General features: G+C 70.3%; 10 protein-coding genes. All 10 read left to right on the top strand.

The features are described from left to right. The first annotated feature begins 29 nt into the window (after positions 1-29). The 10 genes from nuoE to nuoN all read left to right on the top strand — a co-directional run bounded on the left by nuoE (position 30) and on the right by nuoN (position 13,232). The gene (nuoE, locus tag AB0P17_RS26355; RefSeq protein ID WP_365814460.1) at positions 30-890 is read left to right on the top strand and encodes an NADH-quinone oxidoreductase subunit NuoE; all 861 of its coding nucleotides are present in this window, start codon (positions 30-32) and stop codon (positions 888-890) included. After that, positions 890-2,251 carry an NADH-quinone oxidoreductase subunit NuoF gene (gene nuoF, locus AB0P17_RS26350; RefSeq protein ID WP_365814399.1) on the top strand — a complete coding sequence of 454 codons (1,362 nt, stop codon included), beginning with the start codon at positions 890-892 and terminating at the stop codon, positions 2,249-2,251. The genes nuoE and nuoF overlap by 1 nt, the downstream gene beginning before the upstream one ends. Next, a complete protein-coding gene (locus AB0P17_RS26345; protein WP_365814398.1) occupies positions 2,248-4,824 on the top strand; it encodes an NADH-quinone oxidoreductase subunit G in 2,577 nt (858 codons plus the stop codon). The genes nuoF and AB0P17_RS26345 overlap by 4 nt, the downstream gene beginning before the upstream one ends. Next, on the top strand, positions 4,821-6,221 hold the full coding sequence (gene nuoH / locus AB0P17_RS26340; RefSeq protein WP_365814397.1) for an NADH-quinone oxidoreductase subunit NuoH: 1,401 nt from the start codon (positions 4,821-4,823) through the stop codon (positions 6,219-6,221). Before AB0P17_RS26345 ends, nuoH begins: the two co-directional genes overlap by 4 nt. A gap of 76 nt (positions 6,222-6,297) precedes the next feature. Beyond that, positions 6,298-6,879 (top strand): NADH-quinone oxidoreductase subunit NuoI, encoded by a 582-nt coding sequence (gene nuoI / locus AB0P17_RS26335; RefSeq protein ID WP_365814459.1) that lies wholly within the window; start codon positions 6,298-6,300, stop codon positions 6,877-6,879. A 53-nt stretch (positions 6,880-6,932) separates the two neighbouring features. Beyond that, complete coding sequence (locus tag AB0P17_RS26330; RefSeq protein WP_365814458.1) at positions 6,933-7,793, top strand: NADH-quinone oxidoreductase subunit J; 861 nt, start codon at positions 6,933-6,935, stop codon at positions 7,791-7,793. Continuing rightward, positions 7,790-8,089 carry an NADH-quinone oxidoreductase subunit NuoK gene (gene nuoK, locus AB0P17_RS26325; RefSeq protein ID WP_365814396.1) on the top strand — a complete coding sequence of 100 codons (300 nt, stop codon included), beginning with the start codon at positions 7,790-7,792 and terminating at the stop codon, positions 8,087-8,089. Before AB0P17_RS26330 ends, nuoK begins: the two co-directional genes overlap by 4 nt. A gap of 14 nt (positions 8,090-8,103) precedes the next feature. Further along, the gene (gene nuoL / locus AB0P17_RS26320) at positions 8,104-9,999 is read left to right on the top strand and encodes an NADH-quinone oxidoreductase subunit L (RefSeq protein WP_365814395.1); all 1,896 of its coding nucleotides are present in this window, start codon (positions 8,104-8,106) and stop codon (positions 9,997-9,999) included. Positions 10,000-10,005: 6 nt separating this feature from the next. Continuing rightward, on the top strand, positions 10,006-11,583 hold the full coding sequence (locus tag AB0P17_RS26315; protein WP_365814394.1) for an NADH-quinone oxidoreductase subunit M: 1,578 nt from the start codon (positions 10,006-10,008) through the stop codon (positions 11,581-11,583). Next, the gene (gene nuoN / locus AB0P17_RS26310) at positions 11,580-13,232 is read left to right on the top strand and encodes an NADH-quinone oxidoreductase subunit NuoN (protein ID WP_365814393.1); all 1,653 of its coding nucleotides are present in this window, start codon (positions 11,580-11,582) and stop codon (positions 13,230-13,232) included. The genes AB0P17_RS26315 and nuoN overlap by 4 nt, the downstream gene beginning before the upstream one ends. Positions 13,233-13,266: the final 34 nt, after the last annotated feature.

Below are 13,266 nucleotides of genomic sequence, written 5' to 3'. Positions count from 1 at the left end.
CCGCGGCCACCACCGGGGTCAGCCTCGGGATGCCGCGGCTGCCCGCCCCCGCCTACCCGGACGAGGTACGCGCCCGGCTCGAAGCGGACGCGAAGGAGATCATCGGCCGCTACCCGGACTCCCGCTCCGCGCTGCTGCCGCTGCTCCACCTCACCCAGTCCGAGGAGGGCTTCGTCTCCCGTACGGGGATGGCCTTCTGCGCCGAGCAGCTCGGCCTGACCACCGCCGAGGTCACCGCCGTCGCCACCTTCTACTCCATGTACCGGCGCGAGCCCGGCGGGGAGTACCAGGTCGGCGTCTGCACCAACACGCTCTGCGCGGTGATGGGCGGCGACGCCATCTTCGACGAGCTGAAGCGCCATCTCGGCGTCGACAACCACGGGACGACCCCCGACGGCAAGATCACCCTCGAACACATCGAGTGCAACGCGGCCTGCGACTTCGCTCCCGTGGTGATGGTCAACTGGGAGTTCTTCGACAACCAGACGCCGGACACCGCCCTGCGGCTCGTCGACGACCTCAGCGAGGGACGCCCCGTCGCGCCCACCCGGGGCGCCCCGCTGTGCACGTACAAGGAGACCTCGCGCATCCTGGCCGGCTTCCCCGACGAGCGCCCCGGCGCCGTCGAGGCCACCGGCGGCGCGGGACCCGCCTCGCTGGTCGGGCTGCGGCTCGCCAAGGGCGAGGGGCTCCAGCGGGTGGTACGCCCACGGGACGGCGCGGACCCCCAGGACGCCCCGCCCCGCGACGCCGCCCCGAAGGACACGCCGCAGCCCGGCGCCGAGCACCTCAGCTCGCACGACGCCCCCGAGCGGACCTCGGCCTCCGACCCGGCCCACCCGGCCGGACCGGTGAACCCGCCGCGGCCCGAAGCCGAGGAGGAGGAGTGATGACCATGGCCACCGAGCTCAACGAGAACGGGACCAGCCCGGAGAAGCTCCTCGCGCCCGTCCTGTCCGCCTTCTGGGATCAGCCGGAGTCCTGGACCCTGGCCACCTACGAGCGGCACGACGGCTACCAGGGGCTCCGCAAGGCCCTCGCCATGTCGCCCGACGACCTCATCGCCTACGTCAAGGACGCGGGCCTGCGCGGACGCGGCGGCGCCGGCTTCCCCACCGGGATGAAGTGGCAGTTCATCCCGCAGGGCGACGGCAAGCCGCACTACCTGGTCGTCAACGCCGACGAGTCGGAACCCGGCACCTGCAAGGACATCCCCCTTCTCTTCGCCAACCCGCACTCCCTCATCGAGGGCATCGTGATCGCCTGCTACGCGATCCGCTCACAGCACGCCTTCATCTATCTGCGCGGCGAGGTCGTCCCCGTACTGCGCAGGCTGCACGAGGCGGTGCGCGAGGCGTACGCGGCGGGCTACCTCGGCAAGAACATCCTCGGCAGCGGACTCGACCTCGACGTCGTCGTGCACGCGGGCGCGGGCGCGTACATCTGCGGCGAGGAGACCGCGCTGCTCGACTCCCTGGAGGGGCGTCGCGGACAGCCCCGGCTGCGTCCTCCCTTTCCGGCGGTGGCGGGCCTGTACGCCTGCCCCACTGTGGTGAACAACGTCGAGTCCATCGCGTCGGTTCCCGCGATCCTCAACCGCGGCAAGGACTGGTTCAAGTCGATGGGCAGCGAGAAGTCCCCGGGCTTCACGCTCTACTCGCTCAGCGGCCATGTCACCAGCCCCGGCCAGTACGAGGCGCCCCTCGGCATCACGCTGCGCCAGCTCCTCGACATGAGCGGCGGCATCAGGGCCGGACACCGCCTCAAGTTCTGGACCCCCGGCGGCTCCTCGACCCCGATGTTCACCGACGAGCACCTCGACGTCCCGCTCGACTACGAGGGCGTCGGCGCGGCCGGCTCCATGCTCGGCACCAAAGCGCTCCAGTGCTTCGACGAGACCACCTGCGTCGTACGGGCCGTCACCCGCTGGACCGAGTTCTACGCCCACGAGTCCTGCGGCAAGTGCACCCCCTGCCGCGAAGGGACGTACTGGCTCGTCCAGCTGCTCCGCGACATCGAGGACGGCAAGGGGGAGCTGTCCGACCTCGACAAGCTCAACGACATCGCCGACAACATCAACGGCAAGTCCTTCTGCGCGCTCGGCGACGGCGCCGCCTCCCCGATCTTCTCCTCGCTCAAGTACTTCCGCGCGGAGTACGAGCAGCACATCACCGGCAAGGGCTGCCCCTTCGACCCCGCGAAGTCCACCGTGTGGGCAGACCAGAACCCGCACCTGGAGGTGAACGCATGACGGTGACCACGAATGCTCCCTCCGGAGGCGGCGAAGCCGCGGTTCCGCCCGAGGATCTCGTCTCGCTGACCATCGACGGCATCGAGATCTCCGTCCCCAAGGGGACGCTGGTGATCCGCGCCGCCGAGCAACTGGGCATCGAGATCCCGCGCTTCTGCGACCACCCGCTCCTCGACCCGGCCGGCGCCTGCCGCCAGTGCATCGTCGAGGTCGAGGGCCAGCGCAAGCCGATGGCGTCCTGCACGATCACCTGCACCGACGGCATGGTCGTCAAGTCGCAGCTGACGTCACCGGTCGCCGAGAAGGCGCAGCGCGGGGTGATGGAGCTGCTGCTCATCAACCACCCCCTGGACTGCCCGGTCTGCGACAAGGGCGGCGAGTGCCCGCTCCAGAACCAGGCCATGCAGGTCGGCGAGCCCGACACCCGCTTCGAGGGCCACAAGCGCACCTTCCAGAAGCCCGTGCCGATCTCCACGCAGGTGCTGCTCGACCGCGAGCGGTGCGTGCTCTGCGCCCGCTGCACCCGGTTCTCGAACCAGATCGCGGGCGACCCGATGATCGAGCTGATCGAGCGGGGCGCCCTCCAGCAGGTCGGCACCGGCGAGGGCGACCCCTTCGAGTCGTACTTCTCCGGCAACACCATCCAGATCTGCCCGGTCGGCGCGCTCACCTCCGCTGCGTACCGCTTCCGCTCCCGCCCCTTCGACCTGGTCTCCTCGCCGGGCGTCTGCGAGCACTGCGCGGGCGGCTGCGCGACCCGTACGGACCACCGGCGCGGCAAGGTCATGCGGCGGATGGCGGCGAACGATCCCGAGGTCAACGAGGAGTGGCTCTGCGACAAGGGCCGCTTCGGCTTCCGCTACGCGCAGAAGCGCGACCGGCTCACCACCCCGCTGGTACGGAACGCGGACGGCGTCCTCGCACCGGCGAGCTGGCCGGAGGCGCTGGAGGCCGCCGCGCGCGGCCTGGCCGCGGCCCGGGGCCGGACGGCCCGCACCGGAGGTGCCGGTGTCGGGGTGCTGACCGGCGGGCGGCTCACCGTCGAGGACGCGTACGCGTACGCCAAGTTCGCGCGCGTCGCCCTCGACACCAACGACATCGACTTCCGGGCGCGGGTGCACAGCACCGAGGAGGCCGACTTCCTCGCCGCGTACGTCGCGGGCCGGGGCCATGACCTCGACGGCACGGGGATCACGTACACCACGCTGGAGGCCGCCCCGGCGGTGCTGCTCGCGGGCTTCGAGTCCGAGGAGGAGGCGCCCGGCGTCTTCCTGCGGCTGCGCAAGGCGCACCGCAAGCACGGCCAGCGGACGTTCGCCCTCGCCACGCACGCCACCCGGGGCCTGGCGAAGGCGGGCGGCACGCTGCTGCCCGCCGCGCCCGGCACCGAGACCGAGTGGCTCGACGCGCTCGCCTCGGAGACCGGGCTCGACGCGGACGGCACGGCCGCCGCGCGAGCGCTGCGCGAGCCCGGCGCCGTGATCGTCGTCGGGGAGCGGCTGGCCGCCGTGCCCGGCGGGCTCACCGCGGCGGCGCGCGCCGCCACCGCGACCGGCGCCCGGCTGGTGTGGATCCCGCGCCGGGCCGGTGAGCGCGGCGCGCTGGAGGCGGGCGCGCTTCCGTCGCTGCTGCCCGGTGGCCGGCCCGCCACAGAGCCGCGGGCCCGCCAGGAGACCGCGGCGGTGTGGGGCGTACGCGAACTGCCGCCCCGTTACGGCCGCGACACCGACCAGATCGTCCGGGCCGCCGCCACCGGCGAGCTGGGCGCGCTGCTGGTCGCGGGCGTCGAGATCGCGGATCTGCCGGACCCGGCGGCCGCGCGGACCGCGCTGGACGAGGTCGGCTTCCTGGTCTCGCTGGAGCTGCGGCCCAGCGAGGTCACCGAGCGCGCGGATGTGGTCCTCCCGGTCGCGGCGGTCGCGGAGAAGCCCGGCTCCTTCCTCAACTGGGAGGGCAGGGCGCGGCTGTTCGACGCGGCGCTGAAGCCGGAGCAGATGACGCGGCGGCTCGCGCCGAGCGACGCGCGGGTGCTGCACATGCTCGCGGACGCCATGGACGTCCACCTCGCGCTGCCCGACCTGCGGGCCGTACGCGCCGAACTCGACCGGCTCGGCGGCTGGGACGGGCCGCGCGCCACCGAACCGCTGGAATCCTCCCGTCCGGTGCCCAGGCCCGGCGACGGCGAGGCGGTCCTCGCGGGCCACCGGCTCCTGCTGGACCAGGGCAAGCTCCAGGAGGGCGACGACGCGCTGGCCGGTACGCGCCACGCGGCGGTGGCCCGGCTCTCCGCCGTGACGGCCGCCGAGACGGGGGTCAAGGACGGCGACGACCTGACCGTCACGGGCTCCGCGGGCGCGGTCACGCTCCCGCTGGCGGTGACGGCGATGCCCGACCGGGTGGTCTGGCTGCCGCTGAACTCGACGGGCGGCGGTGTCCTCGCGGACACCGGCTCGCAGCCGGGCACGCTGGTCCGTATCGGCCCGGCGGAACCGGCCGGTGCCGCGCCGGACGGGGCGCCGGCCGGTTCCCCGCAGGACGGCCCCGCCGACGAAGCACCGGAGGTGCGCGCATGACCGGCCTCGTCCCCCTCGCGGCGGCCCCGGGGACCGTCCTCGCCGCCGAGGACCTGTCGATGTTCGGCCGCGACCCCTGGTGGCTCGTGGTCGTCAAGGCGGTGTTCTGCTTCGCGTTCCTGATGGTGACGGTGCTCTTCTCCATCGTGTGGGAGCGCAAGGTCGTCGCCTGGATGCAGCTGCGCATCGGCCCCAACCGGCACGGCCCCTGGGGCATGCTCCAGTCGCTCGCCGACGGCGTGAAGCTGATGTTCAAGGAAGACGTCATCGTCAAGCGCGCCGACAAGGCCGTCTACGTCCTCGCGCCGATCATCGCGGCGATCCCCGCGTTCATGGCGATCGCGGTGATCCCCTTCGGGCCCGCGGGCAACGAGATCTCGATCTTCGGCCAGCGCACCACGATGCAACTCACCGACCTGCCCATCGCGATGCTCTACATCCTCGCGGTCGCCTCGGTCGGCATCTACGGCATCGTCCTCGCGGGCTGGTCCTCGGGGTCGACGTATCCGCTCCTCGGAGGGTTGCGCTCGTGCGCCCAGATGATCTCGTACGAGATCGCCATGGGCGCCGCGTTCGCCTCGGTGTTCCTCTACTCCGGGTCGATGTCGACCTCGGCGATCGTCGAGGCGCAGGCGGACCGCTGGTACGTGCTGCTGCTGCCGGTCTCCTTCATCATCTACATCATCACGATGGTCGCGGAGACGAACCGCAACCCGTTCGACATGCCGGAGTCCGAGGGCGACCTGGTCGGCGGCTTCAACACCGAGTACTCGTCGATCAAGTTCGCGATGTTCATGCTCGCCGAGTACGTCAACATGGTGACCGTCTCGGCCGTCGCGACGACGCTCTTCCTCGGCGGCTGGCGCGCCCCGTGGCCGGTCTCCACCTTCTGGGAGGGCGCGAACCACGGCTGGTGGCCGATGCTCTGGTTCGTCCTCAAGGTCCAGCTGCTGCTCTTCTTCTTCATCTGGCTGCGCGGCACGCTGCCCCGCGTGCGCTACGACCAGTTGATGAAGCTGGGCTGGAAGGTCCTGATCCCGGTCTCGCTGGTCTGGCTGATGCTCATCGCGACCGTGCGGGCGCTGCGCAACGAGAACTACTCCTTCCAGACGATCCTGCTGTACGTGGCCTCGGCGATCATCACGCTCCTGCTGCTCTCCTTCGTCGCGGACATCTTCCGCGACAGGAAGGAACGGGCCGCGGCGGCGAACGAGCCGGAGCCACCGGCCTTCGACCCGATGGCGGGCGGTTTCCCCGTACCGCCGCTGCCCGGACAGACGCTGCCGCCGGTCCCGCGCAGGCAGCCGCGACGCGAGCGGGAGCTGATTGTCAGTGGCGGGGTCAATACTGTGAGTGACGGTACCGAGAGTGACGGAAAGGAGGCCGGCGGTGTCTGACTCTTCGCAGGAGAACCTCCCGCAGCGGAGCGGACCGCGGGGGAACGCCCCGGAGGGGGACGTTCCGGGGGCCGACATCCCGCGTCCGCCGCGGAATCCGGTGGCCGGCTTCGGGCTGACCTTCACGGCCATGTTCAAGAAGCGGCTGACGGAGCAGTATCCGGAGACGCCGAAGGTGACGGCGCCGCGCTTCCACGGCCGGCATCAGCTCAACCGCCATCCGGACGGCCTGGAGAAGTGCATCGGCTGCGAGCTGTGCGCGTGGGCCTGCCCCGCCGACGCGATCTATGTGGAAGGCGCGGACAACACGGAGGAGGAGCGCTACTCCCCGGGCGAGCGCTACGGCCGCGTCTACCAGATCAATTACGCGCGCTGCATCTTCTGCGGACTGTGCATCGAGGCGTGCCCGACCCGGGCGCTCACGATGACCAACGAGTTCGAGCTGGCCGACAGCTCCCGCGAGAACCTGATCTTCACGAAGGAGCAGCTGCTCGCCGGGCTGGAGGAGGGCATGGTCGAGTCGCCGCACTCGATCTTCCCCGGCATGGACGAGCAGGACTACTACCGCGGTCTGGTCACCGAGGCCGCGCCCGGCACGGTCCGGCAGGTGGCCGTCAGCAAGGGCGAGAAGCCGCAGGACGAGGGGGTCGACGCATGAGCCTCCTGACAGCTTCCCTGGCGGGCCCCGTGGGCGGTCCGCTGCCCGGGGCGCTGACGCCGGCGCTCGCCGCCGGGTCCGTCACCTCGACCGGCGAGGCCGTCCAGTTCTGGATCCTCGGTACGGTCGCGGTGATCGGCGCGCTCTGCACGATCCTGATGAAGAAGGCCGTGCACAGCGCGCTGTGCCTCGCCGCCACCATGATCGTCCTGGCGGTCTTCTACCTCGCCAACGGCGCGTATTTCCTGGGCGTCGTCCAGATCGTCGTCTACACCGGCGCGATCATGATGCTGTTCCTCTTCGTGGTCATGCTGGTCGGTGTCACCGCGGCCGACTCCCTGAAGGAGACGCTGAGGGGCCAGCGCTGGTGGGCCGCCGCCTGCGGGCTCGGCTTCGGTGTGCTGCTCATCACCGGGATCGGCCAGGCCTCGCTGAGTTCCTTCACGGGGCTCGGGCAGGCCAACGCGGGCGGCAACATCGAGGGCCTGGCCGCCCTGATCTTCACGAAGTACGTCTTCGCCTTCGAGATCACCGGCGCGCTGCTGATCACCGCGGCGGTCGGCGCGATGGTGCTCACCCACCGGGAGCGCACCGAGCGGGCCAAGACCCAGCGGGAGCTGGCCGAGGCGCGGGTCCGCAGCGGCCAGTTGCCGCCGCTGCCCGCCCCCGGTGTGTACGCCCGGCACAACGCGGTGGACATCGCGGGCCTGCTGCCGGACGGCACCCCGTCGGATCTGACGGTCAGCAGGACGCTCAAGGACCGTGGCCAGATCCGTGATGTGTCGGACGAGGCCATCGCGGACCTGAAGGCGCTGGAGCAGCGCTCGTCGGAGCGGCTGGGCCGCACGGAATCCGGCCGGGTGGACTCCGGTCGCGCCGATCACGACCGCGCCGACAAGGAGGTCAAGCGATGAACCCTGTCTACTACCTCTATCTCGCCTCGGTGCTGTTCACCATCGGCGCCGCCGGTGTACTCATCCGGCGGAACGCGATCGTGGTCTTCATGTGCGTCGAGCTGATGCTCAACGCCTGCAACCTCGCGTTCGTCGCCTTCTCCCGGATGCACGGCAATCTCGACGGCCAGATCATCGCGTTCTTCACGATGGTCGTCGCCGCCGCGGAGGTCGTGGTCGGGCTCGCGATCATCGTGTCGCTGTTCCGTTCCCGCCACTCGGCCTCGGTCGACGACGCCAGCCTGATGAAGCTCTGAGGGGTCGCTGAATCGTGGAGAACTTGATTTCGCTGCTCATCGCGGCGCCCTTGCTCGGAGCGGCGGTCCTGCTCTGCGGCGGCCGCCGGCTCGACCGCGCGGGCCACTGGCTCGGTACGGTGCTGGCCGCCGCGTCCTTCGTGATCGGCCTGGTCCTCTTCGGCGACATGCTCGGCAGGAGCGCCGAGGACCGCTCCCTGCACCAGTACCTGTTCTCCTGGATCCCCGTCGAGGGCTTCCAGGCGGATGTCGCCTTCCAGCTCGACCAGTTGTCGATGACCTTCGTCCTGCTGATCACCGGCGTGGGCACGCTGATCCACATCTACTCGATCGGGTACATGGAGCACGACGAGCGGCGGCGCCGCTTCTTCGGCTACCTGAACCTCTTCCTGGCGGCGATGCTGCTGCTGGTCCTCGCGGACAACTACCTGCTGCTGTACGTCGGCTGGGAGGGCGTGGGCCTCGCCTCGTACCTGCTCATCGGGTTCTGGCAGCACAAGCCGAGCGCGGCGACGGCGGCGAAGAAGGCCTTCCTCGTCAACCGCGTCGGCGACATGGGCCTGTCGATCGCGATCATGCTGATGTTCACGACGTTCGGCACGTTCGCCTTCGGCCCGGTCTTCGCCACCGCCGATGACGCGACCGAGGGCAAGCTGACGGCGATCGCCCTGATGCTGCTGCTGGCCGCCTGCGGCAAGTCGGCCCAGGTGCCGCTCCAGTCCTGGCTGGGCGACGCGATGGAGGGCCCGACCCCGGTCTCGGCCCTGATCCACGCGGCGACGATGGTCACCGCGGGCGTCTACCTGATCACCCGCTCCTCCGCCATCTTCAATCTGGCCCCGGACGCCCAGCTGACGGTCGTGGTGGTCGGCGCGGTGACGCTCCTCTTCGGTGCGATCGTCGGTTGCGCGAAGGACGACATCAAGAAGGCCCTCGCGGGTTCGACGATGTCGCAGATCGGCTACATGATCCTGGCGGCGGGCCTCGGCCCGATCGGCTACGTCTTCGCGATCATGCACCTGGTGACGCACGGCTTCTTCAAGGCGGGGCTCTTCCTCGGCGCCGGTTCGGTCATGCACGGCATGAACGACGAGGTCGACATGCGGAAGTACGGCGGCCTGCGGAAGTACATGCCCGTCACCTTCGTCACCTTCGGCCTCGGCTACCTCGCCATCATCGGGTTCCCCGGCCTCTCCGGCTTCTTCTCCAAGGACAGGATCATCGAGGCGGCCTTCGCCAAGGGCGGCACGGAGGGCTGGATCCTCGGCGCCGTCACCCTGCTGGGCGCCGCGATCACCGCGTTCTACATGACGCGCGTGATGCTGATGACCTTCTTCGGCGAGAAGCGCTGGCAGCCGGACGCGGACGGGAACGAACCCCATCCGCACGAGTCCCCGAAGTCCATGACCATCCCCATGATCATCCTGGCGTTCGGCTCGGTCTTCATCGGCGGGTTCTTCGCCATCGGCGACCGCTTCCTGAACTGGCTGGAGCCCGTCACCGGTTACGACCACGGACACGCGCCGATCAGCGCGGGCGCCGTCACCGCCGCCACGGTGGTCGTCCTGGTCATCGGCGTCGCCGTCGCCTGGTTCATGTACGGCCGCGCTCCCGTCCCGGTGGTCGCACCGCGCGGCTCGCTCGCCACCCGCGCGGCCCGCCGCGACCTCCTCCAGGACGACTTCAACCACGTGGTCCTGGTCCGCGGCGGCGAACACCTCACCCGCTCCCTCGTGTACGTCGACCACACCCTGGTCGACGGGGTGGTCAACGGCACCGCGGCGTCGTTCGGCGGGCTCTCAGGACGGCTGCGCAAGCTGCAGAACGGCTATGCCCGCACCTATGCGGTCTCGATGTTCGGAGGTACGGCAGTGCTCATCGCCGCGACCCTGCTGATGAGGGCGGTGTAACCGGATATGTCGTTCCCCCTTCTGACGGCGACGGCGGTGCTGCCCGCGATCGGGGCGATCGCCACGGCGGCCGTCCCGGCGGCCCGGCGCACCGCCGCCAAGTGGCTGGCGCTGCTCTTCTCGCTCGGCACGCTCGCGCTGGCCGCCGTGGTGCTGGTCCGCTTCGAGCCCGGCGGCGCCCGCTACCAACTCACCGAATCCCACGCCTGGATCGCGGACTTCGGGGTGCGGTACGAACTGGGCGTGGACGGCATCGGGGTGTCGCTCCTCGCGCTCACCGCGCTGCTCGTCCCGTTCGTGATCCTGGCGGGCTGGCACGACGCCGACCCGCTCGAAGACGTCAACCCGAACCGCCGCTGGCGGCCGACCCAGGGCTTCTTCGCGCTGATCCTGATGGTCGAGGCGATGGTGATCCTCTCCTTCGAGGCCACCGACGTCTTCCTCTTCTACATCCTCTTCGAAGCCATGCTCATCCCGATGTACTTCCTCATCGGCGGCTTCGGCGACCGCGCCCATGCGGGCGGCGACGACGCGGCGGCGACCCAGCGCTCGTACGCGGCCGTCAAGTTCCTCCTCTACAACCTGGTCGGCGGGCTGATCATGCTGGCCGCCGTCATCGGCCTCTACGTCGTCGCGGGCAGCTTCTCGCTCTCCGAGATCGCGGCCGCCCGCGCCGACGGCAGCCTCACCATGGCGACCAACACGGAGCGCCTGCTCTTCCTCGGCTTCTTCTTCGCCTTCGCGGTGAAGGCCCCGCTGTGGCCGCTGCACACCTGGCTGCCCAACGCCATGGGGGAGGCCACCGCGCCCGTCGCCGTACTGATCACCGCGGTCGTCGACAAGGTCGGCACCTTCGCGATGCTCCGCTTCTGCCTCCAGCTCTTCCCGGAGGCCTCCAAGTGGGCCACCCCCGCGATCCTCGTGCTGGCGCTCATCAGCATCATCTACGGGGCGCTGCTCGCGGTCGGCCAGCGCGACATGAAGCGACTGATCGCCTACGCGTCGATCTCGCACTTCGGCTTCATCATCATGGGCATCTTCGCCATGACCAGCCAGGGCCAGTCGGGCGCCACGCTCTACATGGTCAACCACGGGATCTCGACGGCCGCCCTGATGCTGGTGGCCGGCTTCCTGATCTCGCGGCGCGGCTCCCGGCTCATCGCGGACTACGGCGGGGTCCAGAAGGTCGCCCCGATCCTCGCCGGGACGTTCCTGATCGGCGGGCTCGCCACCCTCTCGCTGCCGGGGCTCTCCCCGTTCGTCAGTGAGTTCCTCGTCCTGGTCGGCACGTTCAGCCGCTATCCGGTGATCGGCATCATCGCCACCCTCGGCATCGTGCTCGCCGCGCTCTACGTCCTGGTCCTCTACCAGCGCACGATGACGGGCCCGGTGAAGACCGAGGTCAGGACGATGCCGGATCTGCGATTGCGGGAGCTGGTGGTCGTCACCCCGCTGATCGCGCTCCTCCTCTTCCTGGGCGTCTACCCGAAGCCGCTGACCGAGATCGTCAACCCGGCGGTGGAGCACACGATGTCCGACGTACAGCAGACCGATCCCAAGCCCGAGGTGGAGGCCGCTCCATGAGCGCGAACGCCGTCCACAGCCTGTGGACAACGACGGCGGCCGACGGAATCGCCAAGATCCCGGCCCCGAAGATCGAGTACGCGCAGCTCTCACCCGTGCTGATCGTGGTGGCCGCCGCGGTCCTCGGCATCCTTGCGGAGGCGTTCGTCCCCCGCAAGGCGCGCTACCACACCCAGCTCTTCCTCTCCGTCGTCGCCCTGGCCGCGTCCTTCGCGGCGGTGGTCGGGCTCGCGGCGGGCGGGTACGGCACGACGAAGAAGCACATCGCGGCGATGGGTGCCATCGCCGTCGACGGCCCGACGCTCTTCCTCCAGGGCACGATCCTGCTGGCGTCGATCGTCGCCGTCTTCACCTTCGCCGAGCGCAGACTCGACCCGGAGACACACGGCAACCGGGTCGACTCCTTCGTCGCGCAGGCCGCCGCCGTACCGGGGAGCGACAGCGAGAAGGCCGCGGTGAAGGCCGGGTTCACCACCACCGAGGTGTTCCCGCTGCTGATGTTCGCGGTCGCCGGCATGCTGGTCTTCCCGGCCGCCAACGACCTGCTGACGCTCTTCATCGCGCTGGAGGTCTTCTCCCTCCCGCTCTACCTCCTGTGCGCCCTGGCCCGCCGCAAGCGGCTGATGTCGCAGGAAGCCGCGGTCAAGTACTTCCTGCTGGGCGCCTTCTCGTCCGCGTTCCTGCTCTTCGGCGTCGCCCTGCTCTACGGGTACGCGGGCTCCGTCTCGTACGCGCGGATCGCGGAGGTCGTCGACGGCACGGTCCAGAGCGTGACCCCCGCCCTCGCGGACACCATGGGCAACGACGCGCTGCTGCTCATCGGTGGCGCGATGGTCCTGATGGGGCTGCTCTTCAAGGTCGGCGCCGTCCCGTTCCACATGTGGACCCCCGACGTCTACCAGGGCGCGCCCACCCCGGTCACCGGCTTCATGGCGGCCGCGACGAAGGTCGCCGCGTTCGGCGCGCTGCTGCGGCTGCTGTACGTGGTCCTGCCGGGCCTGAAGTGGGACTGGCGGCCGGTGATGTGGGGCGTCGTCATCATCACGATGCTGGGGGGCGCGATCGTCGCCATCACCCAGACCGACATCAAGCGGCTGCTCGCCTACTCCTCGATCGCGCACGCCGGGTTCATCCTGGCCGGGGTGATCGCGGGGAACAGCGAGGGGATCTCGTCCGTCCTCTTCTACCTCGCGGCGTACTCCTTCGTGACGATCGGCGCGTTCGCGGTCGTCACCCTGGTCCGTGACGCGGGCGGCGAGGCCACGCACCTCTCCAAGTGGGCGGGGCTCGGCCGGCGTTCGCCCCTGGTGGCGGCGGTCTTCGCGGTCTTCCTGCTCGCCTTCGCGGGTATCCCGCTGACCTCGGGCTTCTCCGGGAAGTTCGCCGTCTTCAAGGCGGCGGCCCAGGGCGGCGCGGGCACGCTGGTGGTGATCGGTGTGATCGCCTCGGCCATCGCGGCGTTCTTCTACATCCGGGTCATCGTGCTGATGTTCTTCAGCGAGCCGAAGCCGGAGGGCCCCACGGTCGCCGTGCCGTCGCCGCTCACGATGACGGCCATCGGGGTGGGCGTCCTGGTCACCGTGGTCCTGGGCGTCGCCCCGCAGTACTTCCTCGACCTGGCGAGCCAGGCGGGAGGCTTCGTGCGGTAGCGCCGCACCGGGCGCGCACGGCGTACGTACGGCC

Source organism: Streptomyces sp. NPDC088124 (assembly GCF_040685895.1).
In the GTDB taxonomy this organism is placed as follows: Bacteria; Actinomycetota; Actinomycetes; order Streptomycetales; family Streptomycetaceae; genus Streptomyces.
Note: the sequence above shows the minus strand (reverse complement) of the source record. Positions and strands in the feature narration are given on the sequence as shown.